This is a genomic window from Sphingobium rhizovicinum (genome assembly GCF_042647625.1).
Lineage (GTDB): Bacteria > Pseudomonadota > Alphaproteobacteria > Sphingomonadales > Sphingomonadaceae > Sphingobium > Sphingobium rhizovicinum.
In genome coordinates, this window is record NZ_JBHRVU010000005.1 from 574,278 (window position 1) to 596,695 (window position 22,418).

18 protein-coding genes are annotated in these 22,418 nt (G+C 65.0%); 6 read left to right on the plus strand and 12 right to left on the minus strand.

What is annotated here, in order from left to right; genetic code table 11:
• Positions 1 to 4: 4 nt before the first annotated feature.
• Positions 5 to 1,126 carry an alcohol dehydrogenase catalytic domain-containing protein gene (locus tag ACFOKF_RS21305; RefSeq protein ID WP_380798553.1) on the minus strand — a complete coding sequence of 374 codons (1,122 nt, stop codon included), beginning with the start codon at positions 1,124 to 1,126 and terminating at the stop codon, positions 5 to 7.
• A gap of 169 nt (positions 1,127 to 1,295) precedes the next feature.
• On the opposite strand from ACFOKF_RS21305, the gene ACFOKF_RS21310 reads away from it, so the two are divergent.
• Genes ACFOKF_RS21310 through ACFOKF_RS21320 form a run of 3 tightly spaced genes read left to right on the plus strand, consistent with a single transcriptional unit; the run spans position 1,296 to position 5,649 of the window.
• Complete coding sequence (locus ACFOKF_RS21310; RefSeq protein ID WP_380798554.1) at positions 1,296 to 2,693, plus strand: FAD-dependent oxidoreductase; 1,398 nt, start codon at positions 1,296 to 1,298, stop codon at positions 2,691 to 2,693.
• On the plus strand, positions 2,690 to 3,511 hold the full coding sequence (locus tag ACFOKF_RS21315; RefSeq protein ID WP_380798556.1) for an alpha/beta fold hydrolase: 822 nt from the start codon (positions 2,690 to 2,692) through the stop codon (positions 3,509 to 3,511). Before ACFOKF_RS21310 ends, ACFOKF_RS21315 begins: the two co-directional genes overlap by 4 nt.
• A complete protein-coding gene (locus tag ACFOKF_RS21320) occupies positions 3,511 to 5,649 on the plus strand; it encodes a xanthine dehydrogenase family protein molybdopterin-binding subunit (protein ID WP_380798557.1) in 2,139 nt (712 codons plus the stop codon). The genes ACFOKF_RS21315 and ACFOKF_RS21320 overlap by 1 nt, the downstream gene beginning before the upstream one ends.
• Positions 5,650 to 5,743: 94 nt before the next feature.
• Here the strand turns inward: ACFOKF_RS21320 and ACFOKF_RS21325 are convergent, their stop codons facing one another.
• The 4 genes from ACFOKF_RS21325 to ACFOKF_RS21340 all read right to left on the minus strand — a co-directional run bounded on the left by ACFOKF_RS21325 (position 5,744) and on the right by ACFOKF_RS21340 (position 10,553).
• A complete protein-coding gene (locus tag ACFOKF_RS21325; protein ID WP_380798558.1) occupies positions 5,744 to 8,095 on the minus strand; it encodes a TonB-dependent receptor in 2,352 nt (783 codons plus the stop codon).
• Between the two features lie 450 nt (positions 8,096 to 8,545).
• A complete protein-coding gene (locus ACFOKF_RS21330; protein WP_380798559.1) occupies positions 8,546 to 9,142 on the minus strand; it encodes an Isoquinoline 1-oxidoreductase subunit in 597 nt (198 codons plus the stop codon).
• Positions 9,139 to 9,612: a (2Fe-2S)-binding protein gene (locus ACFOKF_RS21335; protein ID WP_380798560.1), complete on the minus strand. Its 474-nt coding sequence runs from the start codon at positions 9,610 to 9,612 to the stop codon at positions 9,139 to 9,141. Before ACFOKF_RS21335 ends, ACFOKF_RS21330 begins: the two co-directional genes overlap by 4 nt.
• Before the next feature lie 134 nt (positions 9,613 to 9,746).
• A complete protein-coding gene (locus ACFOKF_RS21340) occupies positions 9,747 to 10,553 on the minus strand; it encodes an alpha/beta fold hydrolase (RefSeq protein ID WP_380798562.1) in 807 nt (268 codons plus the stop codon).
• A gap of 165 nt (positions 10,554 to 10,718) precedes the next feature.
• Between ACFOKF_RS21340 and ACFOKF_RS21345 the strand changes: the two genes are divergently transcribed.
• Positions 10,719 to 11,549 (plus strand): alpha/beta fold hydrolase, encoded by an 831-nt coding sequence (locus ACFOKF_RS21345; RefSeq protein ID WP_380798563.1) that lies wholly within the window; start codon positions 10,719 to 10,721, stop codon positions 11,547 to 11,549.
• Here the strand turns inward: ACFOKF_RS21345 and ACFOKF_RS21350 are convergent.
• From ACFOKF_RS21350 to ACFOKF_RS21365, 4 genes are all read right to left on the minus strand, one after another.
• A complete protein-coding gene (locus ACFOKF_RS21350) occupies positions 11,539 to 12,795 on the minus strand; it encodes an MFS transporter (protein WP_380798565.1) in 1,257 nt (418 codons plus the stop codon). The genes ACFOKF_RS21345 and ACFOKF_RS21350 overlap by 11 nt on opposite strands.
• 68 nt (positions 12,796 to 12,863) lie before the next feature.
• Entirely contained in the window at positions 12,864 to 15,014 is a 2,151-nt protein-coding gene (locus ACFOKF_RS21355) for a TonB-dependent receptor (protein WP_380798567.1), read from the minus strand.
• Positions 15,015 to 15,120: 106 nt separating this feature from the next.
• Positions 15,121 to 16,455: an aldehyde dehydrogenase gene (locus tag ACFOKF_RS21360; protein ID WP_380798568.1), complete on the minus strand. Its 1,335-nt coding sequence runs from the start codon at positions 16,453 to 16,455 to the stop codon at positions 15,121 to 15,123.
• A 3-nt stretch (positions 16,456 to 16,458) separates the two neighbouring features.
• Entirely contained in the window at positions 16,459 to 16,587 is a 129-nt protein-coding gene (locus ACFOKF_RS21365) for a hypothetical protein (protein ID WP_380798569.1), read from the minus strand.
• Between the two features lie 327 nt (positions 16,588 to 16,914).
• On the opposite strand from ACFOKF_RS21365, the gene ACFOKF_RS21370 reads away from it, so the two are divergent.
• Both ACFOKF_RS21370 and ACFOKF_RS21375 read left to right on the plus strand, forming a co-directional pair.
• A complete protein-coding gene (locus ACFOKF_RS21370; RefSeq protein ID WP_380798570.1) occupies positions 16,915 to 18,150 on the plus strand; it encodes a M24 family metallopeptidase in 1,236 nt (411 codons plus the stop codon).
• 4 nt (positions 18,151 to 18,154) lie between these two features.
• Entirely contained in the window at positions 18,155 to 19,042 is an 888-nt protein-coding gene (locus tag ACFOKF_RS21375) for an SDR family NAD(P)-dependent oxidoreductase (protein WP_380798572.1), read from the plus strand.
• A 378-nt stretch (positions 19,043 to 19,420) separates the two neighbouring features.
• On the opposite strand, the gene ACFOKF_RS21380 is transcribed toward ACFOKF_RS21375, so the two are convergent.
• From ACFOKF_RS21380 to ACFOKF_RS21390, 3 genes are read right to left on the minus strand one after another with little or no spacing between them, the layout of a single operon-like run.
• The gene (locus ACFOKF_RS21380) at positions 19,421 to 20,191 is read right to left on the minus strand and encodes an SDR family NAD(P)-dependent oxidoreductase (protein WP_380798573.1); all 771 of its coding nucleotides are present in this window, start codon (positions 20,189 to 20,191) and stop codon (positions 19,421 to 19,423) included.
• Positions 20,184 to 21,521 (minus strand): histidinol dehydrogenase, encoded by a 1,338-nt coding sequence (gene hisD, locus ACFOKF_RS21385; protein WP_380798574.1) that lies wholly within the window; start codon positions 21,519 to 21,521, stop codon positions 20,184 to 20,186. The genes ACFOKF_RS21380 and hisD overlap by 8 nt, the downstream gene beginning before the upstream one ends.
• A gap of 23 nt (positions 21,522 to 21,544) precedes the next feature.
• Positions 21,545 to 22,417, minus strand: coding sequence for an isocitrate lyase/PEP mutase family protein (locus tag ACFOKF_RS21390; RefSeq protein WP_380798575.1), 873 nt, complete (start codon positions 22,415 to 22,417; stop codon positions 21,545 to 21,547).
• Position 22,418 lies beyond the last annotated feature (1 nt).

Here is a 22,418-nt window from a genome sequence, read left to right on the forward strand (position 1 = left end):
CCTATCAGGGCTTCACGATCTGCCGGATCGCCCTGCCCGCCTGCATTTCATCAAGGAGATGGTTGATCGTGTCGAGCGGCCCGACCGAGGTCAGCAGCCGTTCCACCGGCAACCGCCTGGCCTTCCACAGGGCGATGAAGCGGGGAATGTCGCGCGCGGGCACGCAGGAGCCCAGATAGCTGCCGATCAGCGTCTTGGCCTCCGCCACCAGTGTCAGCGCGGGCAGGTCAATCATCTGGTCGGGATGGGGCAGGCCCACGGTCACGATCCGGCTGCCCCGGCGGCCCGATGCGATGGCGGCGCGCAGCACGGCGGCATGGCCGACCGTCTCGATCACCAGGTCCGCCCCGCCCTCCACGAACAGCGAAGTGGACAGGTGCGCAGCCTCCTCCGGCGCGCAGGCATGGGCGCCCAGTTCCTGCGCGATGGCGCGCTTCTCGGCAGACGGGTCGATCGCCAGGATCGTCGCCGCGCCGGCGGCCCTCGCGCCCAGCAACGCGGACAGGCCAACCCCGCCCAGACCATGGATGACGACGCTTTCGCCCGGACGCAGCGCCCCGGCGTTGACCACGGCCCCCACGCCGGTCAGCACCGCGCAGCCGAACAAAGCGGCGATTTCGGCCGGAATGTCGCTGTCCACCTTCACCGCCGACCGGGCGTCGACCACGGCGTGACTGGCAAAGGCGGAAATGCCCAGATGATGATGGACCGGACCATGATCGTCATGCAGCCGGCAGGCCCCCGACAGCAATGTGCCGCGCCCGTTGGCCACCGTGCCGGGACCGCACAGCCACACCTCCCCGGCCAGACAGCGGGGGCAATGGCCGCAAGCAGGCAGGAAGGCCAAGACCACCCGGTCCCCCACCGCCAGTCCGTCGCACCCCTCGCCCAGCGACTCAACGATGCCGGTCGCCTCATGGCCGATCACCATCGGCATCGGGCGGGGTCGATCGCCATTGATGACCGACAGGTCGGAATGGCACAGCCCCGCCGCGTCGATGCGCACCAGCACTTCGCCCGGCCCCGGCGGATCGAGCGTCAGCTGCGGCAGGGTCAGCGGCTGCGATTGTTCATAAGGCAGGGCATGGTCCCCGCTTTGCGCCAGCATGGCCGCTCTGATCTTCATGGTCGCTCTCCTGCTCTGACCCATCGCCGCTGTCGCACGAACGCGCCGACATGGGGCTGGCTCCGTACCATCTTGTTCGCGTGACGAACATTGATGTCTGTCCACTCGCGGGGACAGGCGGTCCTCGACAAGATGACAGCCTGTCCCGATCAGCCAAGCGGAGTAGCGAGTGAGCCAGACTTTCGATGTCATTGTGGTGGGCGCGGGAACCGCCGGGGTGCCAGCTGCGGTCGCCGCGGCCGAACGCGGTCTGCGCGTAGCACTGGTGGAGGCGGCGCAGGATATTGGCGGCACGCTGGTCCTGTCGGGCGGGTCGATCAGCGCGGCGGGCACGCCGATGCAGAAGGCGGCCGGGGTGGAGGACAGCACCGACGCCCATTTCGCCGACGCGCTGCGGATCAACCATGGCACCGGCGACCATGTGCTGCTGCGCGCCTGGATCGACCGCGCGGCCGACACGATCGACTGGTTGCTGGACAAGGGCTGGACCTGCACCCCGTTCGAGCCGGTCTTCGCCCCGGAACATGATCTCTACACCACGCCGCGCACCTATCGCAGCACGCAGCAGGGTTTCTCGCTGATCCACGCCTATCGCAACGCGCTGGCGCAACTGGCGGATACGGGCAATCTCACGCTGTTCCTGGGCACGCGGGTGCGGGAAGTGATCGTGAACGACGGCGTCGCCAGCGGCGTGATTGCGACACGCGGCGAGGACGAAATACGCCTTGATGCGCGCGCCGTGATCCTCACCACCGGCGGCTTCAGCGGCAGCGCGGATCATTGGCAGAAAATCCATGGCATCACCCCGCTACGCTATCATATCGACACGGTGGTCGGCGACGGCATCGATCTGGCGACAGCGGCGGGCGGCGACATCTGGTATCGCGACACATTGCTCCCCTCCTTCGGCGGCACGCGCAATCTGGGCGCGCCGGCATCGGCATGGATGAACACCGTCATCAACCCGATCCTGCGCCCGCCGTGGGAAATCTACCTCAATGCCGATGGCGAACGCTTCATGCCGGAGGATGAGGAGATCATCGACGCGCGCGAGCGGGCGATCATGCGGCAGCCCGGCTGGGCCTTCTGGGTCGTCTATGACGAAAAGGCGCGGCGGGAATCGCCGCAACTCTTCAAGTTCGAGCCAGAGCAGCTTGCGCAATTGTTCGACGGCCCGGACGAGGATTATGTCCGCGCCGACAGCATTGACGCACTGGCCGAAGGATGCGGCCTGCCCATAGACAGGCTGACGGCGACGGTCGATCTCTACAATCGTGGCCAAGCGGTCGGCAGCGACATGTTGCGGCGCCATCATATGCCTGCACCGATCGCGGAAGGGCCGTTCTATGCCGTGCGCCATTATGGCTTTTCCATCTGCTGCTATCCCGGCATCCGCGTCGACCATGACCTGCGCGTGGTCGATCCGCAGGGCCAGCCGATCGCCGGCCTGTTCGCCGCCGGCGAAGCCATCGGCATCGGCTTTCTAGGCCATGGCTTCCTGAGCGGGGGCATCGTCTCTTCCGCCGTGACCTTCGGCCTGCGTCTGGGGCGGGAGGTGCTGGCTTGACCGCCGCTACCCCCGCTCTGCCAGCGACGCCCCGCCGCGCCTATGTCGACGGCCCATGGGGCCAGATTCATTATCGCCGCATGGGCAGCGGCCGCCCGGTCCTGCTGCTGCATCAGGCGGGGATGGACGGGCGACAGTTCGATGCCGTCCATCCGCTGCTGGCGGCGCGCGGCCATGACGTCGTCGCCATCGACATGCCCGGCTTTGGCGGGTCCGATTGCCCGCCCTTCCCACCCCGCGTGGAGGATCTGGCGACCGGCGTCCTTGCCGCACTGGACGCGCTGGGGCTGAACAGCGTCAGCATCATCGGCCATCATACCGGGTCGATGGTCGGCACGGAGGTCGCCCTGTCCGGCGCCGTCGCCGTCGACCGACTGATACTGAACGGCCCCATGCCGCTGACCGATGCGGAACGCGACGCCTTCTTTACCGAAAAGCTGCCGCGCGAAAAGCAATGGCTGCCCCAGCCGGGCGCGGGCCATTTCGTCGCTTTTGCGCAAGTGCGCGAACGGCTGGTCGCCGGCACCCTGCCGATCGAGCGGGTCAACAGTTTCCTGTTGCAAGCCCTGGGCGCGCAGGCCCCCTTCTGGTATGGCCATAATGCCGGCTTTGGCTATCGCCATGAAGACAGCCTGCCGCGTCTTGAGTGCCCGACCTTGATCCTGACCAACACTGGCGACCAGATTTACGACCATGCCCGCCGCGCCCATGCACTGCGCCCGGACATGGCCTTCGTCGCGCTGGAGGGCGGCGGCGTCGATATTGTCGACCAGCAGCCCGAAGCCTGGGTCGCGGCGGTCGCCGCCTTCCTCGCCTGATGCGGCGCGGCGGCGGCATTCCTTCCGACATCGACCGCCGCAGCTTCGTGGCCCTGTCGGCCGGCGGGCTGATGCTGGGCCTGGCGCCCACCAACGCTGATGCGCAACGGGGCAACCCCGCCGGCCTTGTCCGCCCCTTCCTGTCGATCGACGGCGACGGCATCGTCACCGTCTATGCCAAGCATCTCGACATGGGGCAGGGCATATGGAGCGGCCTGGCCTCCATCGTCGCGGAGGAACTGGATGCCGACTGGGACAAGGTGCGGGTGGAGGGCGCCCCGGCGCGCATGCCCGATTATGCCCACACGATGTTCGGCGCGCAGACGACCGGCGGCTCCACCTCCATCGCCAATAGCTGGGACCAGTTGCGCGAAGCCGGCGCGGTCGCCCGGCGAATGCTGGTGCAGGCCGCCGCCAGCGCATGGGGCGTGCCGGTCGACAGCATCGCGATAGACAAGGGCCTGCTGTCATCGGGCGACCGACAGGCGGGCTTTGGCGTCTTTGCGGCAGCCGCCGGCCGCCTGCCGGTGCCCAAGGCGACGCCCAAGCCGCCCAGCGCCTATCGCCTGCTCGGCAAACAGGCCCTGCGACAGCTGGACGCCGCCGCCAAATCCACCGGCGCACAAATTTATGCGATCGATGGCGGCTGGCCCGACCTCAAGGTCGCACTGGTCGCCCGCGCGCCCCGCGTCGGCGCACGGCTGCAAAGTTTTGACGGGACGGCGGCCAGCGCCCTGCCCGGCGTCCGCACCGTCGTCGCCATCCCGACCGGCGTGGCGGTGATCGCCGACACCACATGGCAGGCGATGAAGGCGCGCAAGGCGCTGCACATCGTCTGGGACGAAAGCGCCGCCAGCACCACCGGGTCAGAGCCTTTCATGCAGGGGCTGGCCGCGATGATGGCGGAGCGCGCGCCCGATCACCGCCAGCAGCGCGGCGACCCCGATCACGCCTTCGCCAGCGCCGCGCACAGCGTGGAGGCCAGCTTCGAATTTCCCTATCTCGCCCATGCGCCGATGGAGCCGCTCTGCGTGATGGGGCGGATGGAGGGCGCGCGCTGCCTGTTGCGTGGCGGATTCCAGTCGCAAACCGCCAATCAGGCGGCCGTCGCCAAGATACTCGACCTGCCCATCGAATCCGTCGCGCTGGACAGCATCGCGGCGGGCGGCAGCTTTGGCCGCCGCGCCGCCTCCGATTCCGACTGGGTGGTGGAAATCGCCCATCTGCTGCGCGCCACTGGCGGGCGCTGGGCGATCAAGCTGATGCGCACGCGCGAGGATGACATGGCCGGGCTGCGCTATCGTCCGCAGGTGCGCCATCATCTGCGCGGCGCGCTGGATGCGCAGGGGCGGCCCACCGCCATCGCCCATCATGCGGCGGGCGAGGGCGTGTTCGCCCATCTGATCGACGTCCTGCCCGATCTCCACCGCTCCAGCGTGCTGCTGGGCAATGCCTTCGACCTGTACGGCTTTGCCGCCGGGGAACTGGCCTGGTGGCGGCCCAAGCTCGACATTCCGGTCGAAACCTTTCGCGGCATCAGCAACAACCATATGTGCGTCGCGAAGGAGATTTTTCTCGATCGCCTGGCTCGCGCGGCGCAGGCCGATCCGGTCGCCTTCCGCATCGGCCTGTTGCAGGGCGATCCCCGGCAGGCGGCGGTGCTGACCCGCGCGGCGGAGATGATCGGGTGGAACACACCGCCTGCGGCAGGCCGGATGCGCGGTGTGGCCGTGCACAAGGCGGACGAAAGCTATGTCGCGCAGATCGTGGAAATTTCCGGCTCGCCCGCCGATTTCCGGGTGGAGCGGGTCGCCTGCGCCGTCGATGTCGGCTTTGCCGTCAATCCCGACATCATCCGCTCGCAAGTGGAAGGCGGCATCGGTTTCGCCCTGTCGAACAGCTTTCACAGCGCGTTGACGATCGACAAGGGCGCGGTGGTCGAACGCAATTTCGACAGCTATCCGGTGCTGCGCATGGACGCCATGCCGCGCCGGATCGACATCGCCATCCTGGACAGCGCGGCGGCTCCCACAGGCATCGGCGAACCCGGATCGGTGCTGGCGGGCGCGGCGGTCATCAACGCGCTGGAGCGCATGGGCGCGCCGCCGGCCGTCCGCTTCCCCTATCACCCTGCATAAACGCAAAAAGGCCGCGCGGATCTTAACCCGCGCGGCCAGAGTGCGACGTGCCCGGTCCGGGCGCCTTTGCAGCGCCCGGACCGATGCGCCCCCGTCAGAAGTTGTAACCGACCCGCAGGCCCCAGGTGCGCAGCTGCGGCAGGCCCACATACATGGTCTTGTGCGCGCCGAAATTCTCGGCCGGGTTGCTGATGTCCCAGTTGGGTTGCACGCTGGTATAGGTCTTGTTGTTGAAGGCGTTGGTCACGAAGCCTTCGACATTGATCGTCTTGGATCGCACGCCCAGGCGGAAATTGACCGTGGTCGCCGCCTTCGTCTTTGCGTAATTGCCTTCGCTTTCATACACGCCCGACTTCCAGGTGAATTCCGACCGGACATAGCCCTTGAACCCGTCCAGCGCGGCGATGTCGTGCGAATATTCGCCGCTTGCATCGACCGAATATTTGGACGTAAAGGGCAGGCGATTGCCCCGGACGTCGCTGTTGCCTGACAAGGTGGAGCAGGTCGAACAGACGCCGCTCTTGATTTCGCTGTCATTGATAGCGCCAGCGAGCGTCAGCGTCAGATCGTCCACCGGCCGCGCGGTCATGTCGAGTTCAAAGCCCTTGAGCGCGACCTTGCCCAGGTTGGTGAAGACGGACACGAACAGCGGCGTGTCATTTTCACGTTGCAGCAGCAGCGTCTGCTCGACGATCTTGTCCTTCCAGATGTCATAATAAATATCGGCCGAAATCGTCAGACGATTGTCGAACAGGCTGCCCTTCACGCCCGCCTCGAAATTGTCGAGAATTTCGGGCTTTACACCATGGGTTACGCCCTGCGCTTCCAGTGCGGACTGATATTCCGCCGGGACCGAAAGCAGCGGGTCGATGCCAAGGCCCGGATTCACGCCACGCGAATAGGTGGCATAGAACATCATGTCGCGGCTGGGCTTATATTGCGCCGTGATGCGCGGCATGAAATTCTTGTAGGTCTTCTGATAGCCGACATCGCCAGCGGCCGTGTAGCTGATGATCTTGTCCGACTGGTAGCGACCGTCGAAGTTGATCGTGAACTGGTCCGACAGGTCGTAGGACAGGCCAACGAAACCGCCCCATGTCTTATTCTCGTTGATCGAGGAGAAGGCGGAGGAAAGGCCGCTGAAGAAATAGAGCTGGGCATAGCTTTCATAGCCCTTGGCCCACAGATAGCTGCCGCCGAACATCCAGCGGAACGGCCCGTCCTGCGGTGAGGAGACGCGGAATTCCTGGCTGAAATCCTTCTGTTCATGCTGGATCATCAAAGGCCAGTCGGTATATTCCAGCGCTTCCGGCCCGGTCGTGTAGGTGTTGAGATAGGGCGAGGCACGGCCGTTCAGATTATAGAGCACGGTCCAGCTGGTGCGGTTGACGCCGGTCAGGCTGGAGAGAGTGACGCCGCCGTCAGTTTCATAATCGACCGTGGCGCTGAAATGGTTGCTGTCGCGCTTCATGCCGAAATGATCGATATTCTCGTCCTTCGAGAATAGCGGCGAATATTCGTCGAACATCGCGGCGACACCCGGCGTCACTTCCGTCCGCGCGCTGGGTTGTCCGGCGGCCAGACCGGGCAGCGTGCCGCAGAAATAGGGGTTGCCGTTGATGACGCAGTTGGATTGCGACGGCAGGATCACGCCGGTTGCCCCCGCGCCGTCATCGTCGTTGGCAACCATGCCCAGCAACTTGACGGTCAGATTGTCGGCCGGCGTGAATTTGAGTGCCAGCGTGCCGCTGCGCGTCGACTGGTCGCCCAGCGTGTTGCCTGGCTCGGCTGCATTCTTCCACGATCCGTCGCGGCTGAAATAGCGGCCGGACGCGCGGAAGGACAGGATGCCCGGAATGATCGGGCCACCCACGGCGCCGCGCAGGTCGACATAGCTGCGCGTTCCGCCCAGCGCGCTGAACGAACCCTGCCATTCATCGGTCGGTTCGGCCGTCACGAAATTGATCGCACCGGCAAAGGTCTGGCGACCGAAATAGGCGCTCTGCGGGCCTTTGAGGATTTCGGCACTGGCAATGTCGAAGATGCCGGTGACGGTGCCGTCGGACACCGCGACGCCGTTGATGAAGGTAGAGCTGGTGCGGTTGCCGCGGCTGGGCGCCATGCCGCGAATAATCAGCGCGGTCTGGCTGCGGTCGGACCGGGCGGAGCCGGTGATCGAATTGTTGAGGTTCATGCCCGGCGTGATCGCGGTCAGTTCCTCGACCGTCTGCACGTTGCGGGCGGTCAGCGTCTCGGCGGAATAGGCGTTGAGCGCAACCGGCACATCCAGCGCGCTTTCCTTGCGCTTGCGCGCCGTCACCAGAATTTCGCCAAAGCCAGTCTGCGTGTCGCTGGCCGCGCTGCCGGCCTGATCGGCGGCGGCGGGCGCATCCGCATCGGCGGCATGGGCCGTGGAGGGCATTATCGAAAGGATCGGCAACATCATTGCCGACGCCATGAATAGTGATTTACGCTGCCTGATAATCATCGCTTACCCCCAAATGAAATGGGCCATATATGCCATTCCATGTCTCAGAATTTCGATCCTGCCTGCGTCATTTCATTATATTTATTATTATAAATTATGATCATTTCTTATCTAAATGACGGAACTTCACATTATTAATTCATGCCATCCTGCAATTGCGCGAATTTCGTCGAACCGTCACAATCGCAGGCTGCTGACAAAGCAGGCCATGGTCGATCCGATAGGTCGAAAATGTTCGCGCCACGAATTTTATTCCGTTTCCATGGGTCAGCACATCGCCGCCAGAAGCAGAAAAGCGCAGATTTCCGTGCTTCTTAGTCCAGTCGGGGAAGTTGCGCAGCCCTGCCCATGATCGGAAGAATCGGCACCTGTAGCGACTCATGCAACCGGGGTGGAGCGATGGACGGGTCAGGCCGCCGCGCAGACCGCCCCACTGGCGACCCACGCCGCGATCAGGCGGCCAAATTCAGCCTGCGTACCCGGCGCGGGACTGCGCCCCGCCCCCGGACGCCAGGCCCAGCCGACCAGATGATCGGTCGCCATATGATCGACGATCTGCTTGAGCGACCGGCCGCCATTGCGCGCCGGATCGCGTATCTGGCGACAGATGGCGCCCAGCGACTTGCCCTGCCACCCCATCTCGACTGGCGCGAGATGCCAGGCCGGATCGCCCGGCACACGCGAAACCGAGAAATTCCCGGCGCGATGACAATTGGTGCAGCGCATCGCCACCGCGCCCATGCCGTCCGGTCCGCGCGTCACGGCGGGCATGTGCGGGACCATCGCGTCGGTCTGAGTCGGGCGATCGCCGACCGGATGACAATTGAGGCAACGCGGACTGCGGATCACCTTGCCCGCTTCCGCAAACAAGGCGAGCGAGCGCGCCTGCCGATCACGGATGCCGGCAAAGTCTTCGGCCGTGCGCAGCCCATCCTGTTCGCGCGACTGGCCGCCGGCCGCCATGGCCAGCGCGAGACAGGCGGCGGCAGCGCCCAGCCACTTCATCGCAGCGGGTCCGGCGGCAAGCGATCCGCTGCGGCATGGATGGCGGCGCGGATGCGATAATAGGTGGCGCAACGGCAGATATTGCCAGCCATTGCCGCGTCGATCGCCGCGTCATCGGGGTGTGGCGTTTCGCGCAACAGGGCGACCGCCGTCATCACCTGCCCCGACTGGCAATAACCGCATTGCGGCACATTATGCGCGATCCAGGCGTCGCGCACTGCCTGCGCCTCTGCGCCGGCCACATGCTCGATCGTCACGATTTCCGCGTCGCCCACATCGCCCACGGCAATGGAGCAGGACCGCACGGGCTGACCGTCCAGATGCACGGTACAGGCCCCGCACTGAGCGATGCCGCACCCATATTTGGTGCCCGTCAGCCCCAGATCGTCGCGCAGCACCCATAGCAAAGGGCAATCCGCATCGGCATCGACCTGCCGGACCGCGCTATTGATATGCAGCGAAATGGACATGGTGACTCACTTTGTCGGCGGCTCCCCACCGATCCTACAGACTTGACCGACACCGCAAGAATGCCGGCCTCATTCTCCGTTTCCCGAACAGGAAACGCGCGAAGGCGGTCCAGCCGCCATGTCGTCTTACGCCTTCATACAAGATGCGCTTCCACCAGATCGCAAATGATGTCGGTCTCGATGGCAAACAGGCCATGGCCCGCGCCACACAACTCCACCATCCGCCCCTGCGGGACACAGGCTGCGGCGCGATGCGTCTCACGCCAGAGATCATCCTCCGGGTTAAGGATCAGCGTGGGTTGCGCCAGCCGCTCCAGCCCGGCGAAGAAGTCATGCGCCGCAACCGCGCGATAGCCATGGTAAAAACCTGCACCGCTGCGCAGATTTTCGGTCAGCGAATCCTGTTTCCAGCGCAGCGACGCGCGTGGATCGGTAAAGCCGTCGATCATCTGCCACATCGCGATCAGATGCGATCCATCGGCGAGCAGCGGCGGCTCCTGCGGCATCTGCGCCAGCCAGCCGGCCTTCTCCTTCGGGGTCAGCGCGCCCAGCGACACCAGCACCAGCTGCCTTACCCGATCGGCCGCCAGATTGGCCGTCGCCGTCGCGATCAGCGATCCGGTATGATAGCCGATCGCGTCAAACGCCCCGCCGGCGATGACGCCCTGCTCCGCCAGCCGGTCCATCAACGCCAGCATCTCGGCTGCATAATCCTCTATGCTGACAGGCTCGCCGGGGCCATCGGACGCGCCATAGCCCGGCGTATCCGGCGCAATCAGCGTGCGCCCCTGCGCAAGCCGCGCGAACAGCGGCTCCCAGATCCAGCCGCTCTTGGGCGTCTGGTGCAGCATCAGCAGCGGCGGCGCATCCTGCGGCCCCGGCGCGATCCGGACATGCACCTGCCCCCAGCGCCCGTCGACATAGGTGCGATGGAAAGTCATGCCCTTGCTCCTGCCCATAAAATGCCCGCTCATCCTGCCCACGCCGATCGCCCGTGCCCGCGACGATCTCCCGCTTCGTCGCCTGACGGACAAAGTCCGCCATCCCATTGTCGCGGCGCTGGTCGGGGCGATGATCCCACCATGGCTGAAAAAGGACCGGACAGGATGGAAATCGAACGCGGCTTCGTGCGTATCGCGGAAGGACAGATGCATCTGCGGCGCACCGCCGGATCAGAAGATGGCCGGCCGCCGCTGGTGCTGCTCCACCCCTCACCCGGCTCCTCGATTCAGCTTGTCCCGCTGATGGAGGCGCTGGTCGCAGCGGGCGCACCGCCGCTGATCGCGCTCGACACGCTGGGCAATGGCGACAGCGCTGCGCCCGCTCCGGAGACTCCGGACATCGCCTATTTCGCCGACGCCGCGCTGCGCGCGCTCGATGCGCTGGGGATCGCCCGCTTCCATTTGTTCGGCGCACTCACCGGCGCGCGCATGGCGTGCGAGATGGCGGTGATGGCGCCCGACCGGATCGGCCAGCTGATCCTGGAGGGGATGGGCGAATTTGATGCGGAGCTACAGGCGCTGCTGCTCGACCGCTATGCGCCGGAAATGGCCCCGCATGATTATGGCTATCAGCTGCTCTGGGCGTTCAACTTCGTGCGCGATCAGGCGACCCATTTCCCCTATTTCCTGCGCGATCCCGCCCATCGCACCATGAGCCGCGCGGTGCCCGACGCGGACGAACTGCATATGCGGGCGGTGGAGGTGCTCAAGGCGCTGCGCACCTATCATAAAAGCTATCGCGCCGCCTTCACCTATCCCGGACGCGCCCGGCTGGCCGCCGTCACCGTGCCCACATCTCTGCTGGCGGCGCAGGGCAATGCCGACGCGATCGCCGACCAGCTTAGCTATGCCGATGGCATGGCAAACGGGCAGGTGGTCGAATGCGGTTCGAGCGTCGCTGACAAGGCGGCGACGCTCGCAGGACTTATTCGCTGACGGCAGCGCCCGCCGGATAACGCCCCAGCGTCAGCAGCAGCAAAACCGCCCCCAGCAACAGCCCGACCGACAGGAACAGCGCGGGCAGATAGCTGCCCGTCATGTCGCGAATGGTGCCGTACAGCGCCGGCGCGGTGCCCGATCCCAGGCCGAACACGGCATATTGAATGCCGTAGAGTTCGCTGAAATGCCGCTGCCCGAAATAGCGGCCGGTGATATAGGCGATCAGGTCGAACTCGGCCCCTGCCACCAGCCCGATAATGCCCACCGCGATCATCGCGCTCGTCAGGCCCAGCCCCGGCAGAGTCAGCACCAGCACGCCGATCGCCGCCGGCACGACCAGCAGCACCGCCACCAGCGGCGCCCAGATCCGGTCCAGCATGAAGCCCGACAGCAACCGCCCGATGGTGACGCTGACCGCCAGCAACGCCAGCGCGCGCGCAGCGTCCCCCCCGCTCAGCCCGTTTTCGGTCAGCATCGGCATCAGATTGGGCATCAGCCCGCCGGTCCCCGCGCCCAGCGCCATCGCCGCCAGCGCGCTTGCCCAGAAACGATAGCGGCGCAGTGCAACGCGCACCGTCAGCCCATCCGTCGCTACCGCCGCCTTGGCGGTTGCGGCCTCGCCCGGCGCGGCGCGCTCCCGCAACCACAGCAGCAGGATCGGCAGGGCGATCAGCAGCGGCAACAGGCCCACGCCGACATAGGCGATGCGCCAGCCAAAACGGTCCATCAGAAAATGGATGTAAAAGGGATAGAGCGCCCCGGTCACGCCCGTACTGGCTAGCGCCAGCCCCAGCGCCAGCCCGCGCGCCCGGTCGAACCAGCCAGTCACGACCTTGGCATAGGTGACGGGCAGCGTCCCCAGCGCGAACACCGCCATCACCGCCCAGACCGCGTAGAAACTCAGGATATTGGGGCCAACCGCACCCAGCGCCATCAGGCACAGGCCCAGGCAGATGGTCGACCCGATCGCCACGCGCCGCGCGCCCACCCGGTCGACCAGCCGCCCCACGCTCGATCCCAGCAGCACCAGCCCGATCGTCACCAGAATGATCGCGGCCAATATCTCGCCGCGCGGCCATCCGAACTGCGCATTGAGCGCGGTCGCGAAGATGCCGGCGGTAAAGGGCGGGATCGGCGACAGGCCCAGGCCAATGCCCACGCTGCACGCGACCAGCGGCTTCCACCCCCGCCGCAATTCCTGCCACGGGCTAAGCCCTTCTCCCAGCGACAATGGCGCGTGCAACCTGCATCTCCCGCACAACAAAGCAAAAAGGGGAGCGAGGCCCTTGCCCCGCTCCCCTGATGAAACGATCAATAGCTATATTTCACGCTAAGCCGGAATGTCTGCGGATCGCCCGGCGATCGCATCGCATAGGCCCCGCCGATGACGTTGCCGTACACATAATATTCTTCCTTCAGCAGATTCTCCGCCGACAGCTTCACTTCCAGCCGCGATCCTTCCGGCTGCCAGCCGACAAAGGCGTTCACGACATGACGCTTGTCCAGCAGCGTCATCGGCGCGTTGGTGCCGCCCAGATAGCGCGGGCTGATATAGCTGACATCGCCGCCGATCAGGAACGTACCCATGCTGCCCGACGGGATATTGGCGTTGAAGCCCACATCATATTGCCATTTGGCGACGTTGGGAATGTATTTGGCCCCTGCCTTGGCCGGGTCCGAATTGGGATTGATCGCGGTATATTTGCCATGGCTATAGGCGCCCGATGCGAACAGGGTCAGTTCCGGGATCGGGCGGATATTGGCTTCCCATTCGATGCCCTGCACCCGCGCTTCGCCCGCATTCTGCGTCAGGCTGGACCCGGTGGGCACCGTCATGCTGGTCAGGATGTCGGAGAAATCATTGCGATAGGCCGCGAGGTTCAGATGGCCCTTCTTGTCCCAGAAGGACAGTTTCGCACCGACTTCATAAGCCCACACCGTTTCGGGATCGAAGCTGGTGTTGAACGCCAGTGGGGCTGCCAGCGCCAGATAGTTGAACCCGCCGCCCTGGAAGCCGCGCGACGCGCTGGCATAGAGGAACACATCGTCGCTGGCCCGGACATTGATCCCGGCCTTGGGCGTCCACGCCTTGGCCTTGAGCTTACCGCCCACTGGCACGAGCCGTATGTCGGTCAGCGACGCCTGCGTCACGCCGGACACATTCTTGTCCTCCTTGGTGTAGCGCAGGCCGCCCACCAGATCGATCGCATCGGTAATCTTGTAGGTCAGCTGGCCATAGGCGGCATAGCTTTTGGTCGTGGGATAGACCATCTGCGGCAGCGTATCATAGGTGTAGAGGACATAGTCCTGCCGCATCTGCCAGCCGGACTCGCGGAAATAATAGAGGCCGCCAATATAGCTGAGCTTGCCGTCCATCGCATCGCCAATGGCCTGAAATTCCTGGCTAAAGGTACGATATTTGGAATCCGACGTCAGTTCGTTGAACCCGATCAGATAGCCATTTTCAGCCGAATTGCCCGGCCGCCCGCCGGTCAGGTCGTTCACGAATTCCTGATGCCCGCGCAGATAGGCGGTGATCGATTTCAGTTCGACATTCTCGCCCTTCCAGCTGAGCGTCAGGTCGCCGCCATAGGTGAAATTCTTGCCGAAGCCGCGCGTCGGGCTGAGATAGGTATAGATGTCGTCCCGCGCATTTTGCAGCGTCGTCGGGTTCACCGCGACGCCGATCGTACCGGCATTTTCAGAGTGCGAGAAGAACCCGGTCAGATAGACGCCGAACGGCCCGTCGCCGATATATTTGATCGCCGCCCGGCCGCCATATTCGTCGCGGTCGCCATATTTCTTGTCGCCCAGCGCCTCTGCGTTGAAGAAGCCGTCGCGGTGGAAATAATTGCCCGTGACCAGCGCCGCCCAGTTATCGGACAGCGGCTGCGACACGGTGCCCTTCACCCGCACCAGATTGTCGCTGCCATATTCGCCCAGAAAATCGCCAAAGGCAGTGTCGCTGGGCTTTTTGGTGACATATTTGATCGCGCCGACCAGCGTGTTGCGGCCATAGAGCGTGCCCTGCGGTCCGCGCAGCACCTCCACCCGCTCCAGATCGGCCAGATCCAGATTGGCGCCGGTCAGGCGCGAAAAATAGGTGTCGTCCACATAGAGGCCGACCGCCGATTCAAAGCCCAGCCAGGTGCCGCCATTCTGCCCCGCGCCGCGCATGAAGATGGTCAGCGTCGTCGGGTCCACCGTGCCGGACGCCACGACCAGGCTTGGGACGACGCGCATCAGGTCCGCGGTGCGGTTGATCTGCAATTGCTGGAGCGCCGTTTCGCCAAGCGCGCTGACCGAAATCGGGGTGGTCTGGAGCGTTCCTTCCCGCCGCTCCGCGGTGACGACGATGTCGCTGCCGATGCCGCTATCCTGCGGCTGCGGCGCTTCCTGCGCGTGCGCGGCGAATGGAAGGATGCAACTGGCAAGAAGTCCAAACCTGTATGATTTGCGCATGACTACCCCTTTCCGGGCAACAGATTGCCCATCCAAAACAACAGCTTTTCGAATTTGTCCTGCGAACCTTTTTATCTATTGGAATCCGGGCCTTTTGACCCTGGATTCAGACACCCAGCCGATTGAGCTTCAACGGCTCGATCGGAATGCTTGTGGTCTTCATCTCGGTGAAGAAATCGGCGCTGGACCGGGCGCCGTCACGGCCGATGCCCGATTCCCGGAACCCGCCAAAGGGCGCGCGCAATTCGCGCATCATCGGCGTGTTGATCCATATGGTGCCCGCGCGAATGCCCTTGCTGCACCGCATCGCCGTCGTCACGCTGCCGGTCCACACATAGGCGACCAGACCAAAGGCGCTGTCATTGGCGATGCGGATGGCGTCCTCCACCTCGTCGAAGATGACGAAGGTGGCGAAGGGACCGAACACCTCCTCCTGACAGATGCGCGCCGCATTGGACGGCGCCAGCACCGCAATCGGATCAATATAGAAGCCCTTGTCGAAACCATCCGGCCGGCCGCCGCCGGTCAGCAATTCCGCCCCATCCTGCGTCGCGACGTCCACGAAGGACAGCACCCGGTCGCGATGCGCGGCAAAGGCAAGCGGGCCGATCTGCGTGCTCGCCGCCATCGGATCGCCGATGCGGATCGCCTTCGCCCGCGCGACGAAATCGGCGATGAACCGGTCCGCGATCGACCGCTGCACCAGGATGCGCGATCCCGCCAGACATTGCTGGCCATTGTTGGAATAGATGCCCAGCAAGGCGCCATCGAGCGCCTGATCGAGATCGGCGTCGGCGCACACGATCGCCGCCGACTTGCCGCCCAGTTCCAGGATAGCCGGCTTCAAATTGGCTCCCGCCGTCGCCATGATGCGCCGGCCCGTCTCCGATCCGCCGGTAAAGCCGATCATGTCGATGTCGGGATGCGACACCATCGCCTCGCCGCTTACATGCCCCCGGCCGTTGACCAGATTGACGACGCCGTCGGGCAAGCCCGCCTCATGCATCAGTTCGACCATGCGGAACATCGACAGCGGCGTATATTCGGACGGCTTGAGCACGCATGTATTGCCAAAGGCGATGCAGGTCGCAATCCGCATCGATCCCAGCGCCAGCGGCGCATTCCATGGCGCGATCAGCGCGCCAACGCCCTTCGGCTCGCGCGTCACATAGGTCATGTAATTTTCGGCCTGCGAATAGCTTTCGCCTGACAGGGTGCTGGCCACTTCAGCAAAGGCGCGGAAATTATGCGCGGCGCGGCGCGCCAGCGGACGCACGCCGCTGATCGGCAGGCCGGTGGTGCGCACCTCCATCTCCGCCAGTTCATCGGCATGGGCGGTCAGCGTGTCGCAGATGGCGTAGAGAATGTCGTTACGCCGGTCGGTGCCCATCCCCGCCCAGGCCGGGAAGGCCCCGCGCGCCGCAGCGACCGCATCGCCCACTTCCTACGCATCGGCCTCACGCAGATGGCACACCAGTTCCTCGGTCGCGGGATTGATGACCGGCATCAGGTGACCGCCCGCATTCGCCACCGGCGAACCATTGATCAGACTCGTCACGACATTATCGGTCATTATGCGATCCCGTTTCCCCGTCTCTGCCCTGCTTGTGCCGGGCATTTTTATCGTCGTCCCGCCCTTTTCACGACGCCGGCTGCAAAAGCCGTCCATCGCGCGGGCCGATCATTCCGCCTAGGCCAGCCGGCTGTCTTCATCCTGACATGCCGGCCGTCCATTGCCATGCACCATGGGTGCCGATTCGGCTTCGGGCGGGACAGGCAAATCCTGCATTTTTTTCGCCAGGCGATGAAATCTCCTGCCCGCATTTGCGCCACGCCGCACCCTGCCTAGCCCTGCCCCATCGCAGCGACGATCCGTCGTTGCGCCAAGGAGGCTGCACCCATGAGTCTGCCAACACCGCTGATGAACCGCGATCGGGCCGAAACCGTCATGGCGGCGGCGGGCGTCAGCGCCTTCGTCCTGACCGATCCGATCAACATCTATCACGCCACCGGCTTCTGGCCGCAAACCGTCGCCATGGGCCAGTTGGGGACGGCGCTGGCGGTGGTGCCGGTCGATCGCAACAGCCCGGCCATCCTGATCACATCGCAGTTCATCCATTATTTCTTCGACATGGACGCCGTCGATGCGGACGGTCCATTGCGCATCTTCCTCTATACCGCGCCCGGCAGCGAGCCGGAGGGCGCAGCCGCCCCGCCCAGTTTCTTCCGTTCGGCCCCCGGCGGCGCGCCCGATCCGTTCGAACGGGCGACTCGCGCCTCGACCCTCGACCTGCTGGAACGCGCCCCGGCCTATTCTGGCCAGCGAAGCGCGCTGGGCGATGCGCTGGCCGCCATCGCGCCCGGCAGCCTGATCGCGGCCGACGGTCCGCTGCCCCAAAGCCTGCTGGGCGACAATTTCGTCTGGCGCGCCGCCGAACCGCTGCTGCGCCGGGTGCGGATGATCAAGTCTGCCCATGAGATCGCGCTGATGCGCCACGCTGCGCGCAACAATGCGGAAGCCGCCCGCGCCAGTGTCCTCTCGATGCGCGAAGGCGACAGCTATGAGGAACTCCGCCTCGCCTTCCACGCCGAAACCGGCCGACGCGGCGGCGTGCCGCTGTTCCTGTCGGTCGACAATATCGCCTATCGCCAGCGCGACGGCCTGATCCGCGAAGGCCGCGCCTTTCAGGTCGATGCCGTCAGCCATTATGGCTTCTACCATGGCGATTATGGCCGCACCGTTTGCGTGGGCGAACCGGGACAAGCGCTTAAGGACGCGATGGAGGCGGCACAGATCGCCAATGATGCGGTGGCGCGCACGCTGCGGCCGGGCATCCGCTATTCCGATGTCATGGCGGCGGGGCGCGGCGCCATTGCCGCCGCCGGCTTCGACATGGCCACGCCCTCCTCACCGCACAGCGTCGGCCTGTTCCACACCGACGAAGCCTATGCGGACGATGCGCTCCATTTCGTGAAGGCCGACCATCTGATCGAACAGGATATGATCCTCAGCGTGGATTGCCCGATCATGCAGACCGACATGGGCGGGACCGTGCATCTGGAGGATCTCTGGCTCATTACCCAGGACGGCTGCGAACCGCTCAACGACACCGCCCATCCCTTCATCAGGATCTGACCCGATGGCACTTTATCCCTCCCTTCAGGGTCGCCGCATCCTCATCACCGGTGGCGGGCGCGGCTTCGGCCGGGAAATGGCGCTGGCCTTCGCGCGGCAAGGCGCCCTGCTGCTGCTGACCGCCGCACGCAATGGCGACGAACTGGGCCAGACCGTGGCGGACGCCAATGCGATCGCGCCGGGATGCTGTATCGGGGAACTGGCCGATGTCGCGCTGGAGGCGGATTGCACCCGCATCGCCAGCGTGGCGCGGAGCCGACTGGGCGGCATCGACATATTGTTCAACAATGCCGCGCGCAGTCCGGCCGAAGCGATGACCCGGTTCGATCGCGCCGCCCCCACGCCTTTCTGGGAGGCGGACGCCGCTGGCTATGAACGGCTGATCGTCACCAACATCGTGGGGCCTTTCCTGATGGCACAGCGTCTGGCCCCGGCCATGGTGCAGCAGGGCTTTGGCCGGATCATCAACATGCTGACATCCGGCCCGACCATGACTGTCAGCGGGCGTGGCCCCTATGGCGCCAGCAAGGCCGCGCTGGAGGCCAGCACGGCGATCTGGGCGCGCGATCTGGCCGGCAGCGGCGTCACCGTCAACGGCCTGCTGCCCGGCGGCGCCAGCGACACGGCCCTGATCCCCGGCGACAATATCGGCCAGCGCGCCGTCCCCGGCTTCCGCGCGGGAAAGAATAGCGGCGGCGGCAGCGAAGGCACGCTGGCCGGACTACTGCCCGCCGACATCATCGTACCGCCCGCCCTGTGGCTGGCCGCCGACGAATCCGCTGCATGGACCGGCCGTCGCTTCGTGGCCAAGGACTGGGACGACGCGCTGGGCTGGGAGAGCGCGGCGGCGCAGAGCGTCACCGAGATGGTCGACGTACCGCGCATCCTTTAGGTGGCGTGAACATCGTCAGACAGTCTGGAAGCGAGCAGGAGCGGACGCTGTATTGCCCTCTCCCGTCTTCACGGGAGAGGCTACGGAGACTTGGCAGCTTGCTGCCTAGTCGATGTCGGTGAGGGTCTTTTTTCCTTTCTGGACGGCTACTTTCCGCCAGCAAAAAAGAAAGACCCTCTCCCAACCCTCTCCCGTGAAGACGGGAGAGGGCCGAGAAAAGCCGACGTTCCGCAATCAACCCTCCCCTGTCCTATTCGCCCCGGCCATGAGACAAGACGAACCATCTCAGCGGTGGAACGCGACTTTCCGATAGGATCAGGCTTTGGACAGAAAATGTCGCATTTGGCGGGAAATATGCGAAGTTAAGCGCCGGTCCGGCTAATCCGCCGTCCATCCGCCATCGACGACGATGCTCGTCCCGGTGACGAGCGCGGAAGCCTCCGACGCCAGGAAGACGACCGCGCCCATAATATCCTCCACCCGGCCGATCCGGCCGAGCTTGATCCGCGCCAGCACGCTGTCACGGAACGCTGCATCCTCGAAAAAGGGCCGGGTCATCGGTGTTTCGATGAAGGTCGGCGCGATCGTGTTCGACCTTATGCCATGACTGGCCAGATCCAGCGCAAAGGATTTGGACATGCCTTCGATCGCCCATTTGGAGGCGCAGTAGAGCGATCGGTTGACGCCGCCCACATGCCCCATTTGCGATCCGATATGGATCAGCGACCCCGGCCGCCCGGCGGCGATCAGCCCGCGCGCCACCGCCTGCGCCACGAAAAAGGCGGCGCGGACATTCAGGTCCATCACCGCTTCATAATCGGCGGGCGTAACCGCGCTCATCGGCATCGGCCGGTTGGTGCCGGCATTGTTGACGAGGATGTCGAACGGCCCTTCAGCCGCGATCGCGGCCTGCGCCGCATCCGTATTGGCAACGTCCAGCCGAAGCGCCTGCGCCCGTCCGCCCATGTCCCATATCGCCGCCGCCCCGACTTCCACATCCGCCAGCGTGCGCGCCGCCAGCACCACCTGCGCCCCGGCCTGCGCCAACGCCGCCGCGCAGGCAAGGCCGATCCCCTTGCCTGCGCCCGTCACCAGCGCGCGTCGCCCCTCCAGCCGGAAGGCCGGCGTGCGGGGCAGCGGATCAGGCATCGACCGCCGTCAACGCCGATGGCGCGGCGGTCCCGGCATAGGGCACATCGACCCCGCCATAGCGGCGCACGCGGATATTGGCCTGTTCGCCATGACCGGCAAAACCCTCCAGCCCGCACAGGCGCGAACAATATTCGCCCACCAGCGCGCTCGCCGCATCGGTCATCACCTTCTGATAGGTGCAGGTCTTCAGGAACTTGCCGACCCACAGCCCGCCGGTATAGCGCGCCGCCTTGCCGGTGGGCAGCGTATGGTTGGTGCCGATCACCTTGTCGCCATAGCTGACATTGGTCCGCGCCCCCAGGAACAGCGCGCCATAGTTGGTCATGTTGTTCAGGAAATAATCGGGGTCGGCGGTCATCACCTGCACATGCTCCGACGCGATTTCGTCAGCGATCCGCACCATTTCCGCATCGTCCTGCGCCACGATGACCTCGCCATAATCAGCCCAGGCGCGCCCGGCATGGGCGGCGGTCGGCAATATGGTCAGCAACCGTTCGATCTGACGCATCGTATCACGCGCCAGCGCCTCCGACGTGGTCAGCAGGATCGCCGGGCTGTCCGGCCCATGTTCGGCCTGCCCCAGCAGATCGGTGGCCGCCAGTTCGCCGTCGCAGCCAATCTCGTCCGCGATCACCAGCGTTTCGGTGGGTCCGGCGAACAGGTCGATGCCGACCTTCCCATAGAGCTGGCGCTTCGCCTCCGCGACGAAGGCGTTGCCCGGTCCCACCAGCATGTCGACCGGCGCGATCGACGCGGTGCCCAGCGCCATCGCGCCGACCGCCTGAATGCCGCCGAGCACATAGATTTCATCGGCCCCGGCCAGCACCTGCGCCGCCACGATCGCGGGCGCAGGCTTGCCCTGAAAGGGCGGCGCGCAGGTCACGACGCGGGGCACGCCGGCGACCTTCGCCGTGATGACCGACATATGGGCGGAGGCCAGCAACGGATATTTGCCCCCCGGCACATAGCATCCCGCCGCATTGACCGGCACGTTGCGATGGCCCAGCACGACGCCGGGCAGCGTCTCCACCTCGACATCCTTCATGCTGTCGCGCTGGATGCGGGCGAAGTTGCGCACCTGCGTCTGCGCAAATTCGATGTCCTTCAGATCCTGCGCGGATAGCTGGTCCAGACAGTCCTGCTTCTCCCGATCCGACAGCAAAAAGCTCTCCGGCGCCCAGCCGTCGAACTTGCCGGACATCTCCCGCACGGCATCATCGCCGCGCGCCGCAATATCCGCCAACGCCCGCTCCACCGTTTCGCGCACCTGCGTCAGGACGGTGGGTTTTTCGTTGGTCTTGTCGCCGCGTTTCAGCCAGCGTGCCATGGTCATTCTCTCCGATGAAAAGGTCAGTTGGTTTCGGCGTCGGCCCATTTGCGTTCGAAGGCCCAGACGTCCTCGAAGCCGATCAGCGAGCAGAAGCGCTTGAAGTCATAGACCGGCATGTCGCCGCCCGATCCGTCCCCGGCCTGCCGCAACTGGCTCAACACCGCATGGACCGCAGCCGCCGACGCCAAGCTGGCCAGCGCAGGGAAGATCGCCATCGAAAAGCCGATCTGCTTGAGCGTGTCGACCGGCAGGATCGGGGTGACGCCGCCCGTCGCCATGTTCGCGACGAAAGGCCGGTCGATCGCCGCGCACTGGATGCGCATCTCTTCCTCGCTCGCCAGCGCTTCGGGGAACAATATGTCCGCCCCTGCCTGCGCATAGGCTTCCATCCGGCGCATCACGCCCGACAGCCCTTCGCTCTGCCGCGCGTCGGTGCGGGCAATGATCAGGAAACTCTCGTCCTGCCGTGCGTCCCGCGCCACCTTGATCTTCGCCACCATCTCCTCCAGCGGCACGATCCGCTTGAAGGGCGTATGGCCGCATTTCTTGGGGAATTGCTGATCCTCGATCTGGATCGCGGTCACGCCCGCCTCTTCATAGGCGCGCACCGTATGATGGACATTGAGCAGCCCGCCATAGCCAGTATCGGCGTCGGCAATCACCGGCGCGGTGGACGATCGCACCAGCGTCGCCATACGGTCGGTCATCTGCGTGACCGACGCGATGCCGGCATCCGGCAGGCCATAGGCGGACGCGGTGAGCCAGTAGCCCGTGCCATAAACGGCGTCGAAGCCGACTTCATTGGCGATGACCGCCGTGATCATATCCTGAATGCCCGGCGCGACGATGAACTCGCCCGCCTGCAATTTTTCACGAAGAATGGGATTGGCCATA

Coding starts and splice junctions, on each gene's coding strand:
- ACFOKF_RS21325 (WP_380798558.1), bottom strand. CDS start 8,095: ATGATGTTGCCGATCCTTTCGATAATGCCCTCCACGGCCCATGCCGCC.
- ACFOKF_RS21335 (WP_380798560.1), bottom strand. CDS start 9,612: ATGTCCATTTCGCTGCATATCAATAGCGCGGTCCGGCAGGTCGATGCC.
- ACFOKF_RS21330 (WP_380798559.1), bottom strand. CDS start 9,142: ATGAAGTGGCTGGGCGCTGCCGCCGCCTGTCTCGCGCTGGCCATGGCG.
- ACFOKF_RS21375 (WP_380798572.1), top strand. CDS start 18,155: ATGGCACTTTATCCCTCCCTTCAGGGTCGCCGCATCCTCATCACCGGT.
- ACFOKF_RS21355 (WP_380798567.1), bottom strand. CDS start 15,014: ATGCGCAAATCATACAGGTTTGGACTTCTTGCCAGTTGCATCCTTCCA.
- hisD (WP_380798574.1), bottom strand. CDS start 21,521: ATGGCACGCTGGCTGAAACGCGGCGACAAGACCAACGAAAAACCCACC.
- ACFOKF_RS21380 (WP_380798573.1), bottom strand. CDS start 20,191: ATGCCTGATCCGCTGCCCCGCACGCCGGCCTTCCGGCTGGAGGGGCGA.
- ACFOKF_RS21370 (WP_380798570.1), top strand. CDS start 16,915: ATGAGTCTGCCAACACCGCTGATGAACCGCGATCGGGCCGAAACCGTC.
- ACFOKF_RS21305 (WP_380798553.1), bottom strand. CDS start 1,126: ATGAAGATCAGAGCGGCCATGCTGGCGCAAAGCGGGGACCATGCCCTG.
- ACFOKF_RS21320 (WP_380798557.1), top strand. CDS start 3,511: ATGCGGCGCGGCGGCGGCATTCCTTCCGACATCGACCGCCGCAGCTTC.
- ACFOKF_RS21390 (WP_380798575.1), bottom strand. CDS start 22,417: ATGGCCAATCCCATTCTTCGTGAAAAATTGCAGGCGGGCGAGTTCATC.
- ACFOKF_RS21345 (WP_380798563.1), top strand. CDS start 10,719: ATGGAAATCGAACGCGGCTTCGTGCGTATCGCGGAAGGACAGATGCAT.
- ACFOKF_RS21340 (WP_380798562.1), bottom strand. CDS start 10,553: ATGACTTTCCATCGCACCTATGTCGACGGGCGCTGGGGGCAGGTGCAT.
- ACFOKF_RS21365 (WP_380798569.1), bottom strand. CDS start 16,587: ATGACCGATAATGTCGTGACGAGTCTGATCAATGGTTCGCCGGTGGCG.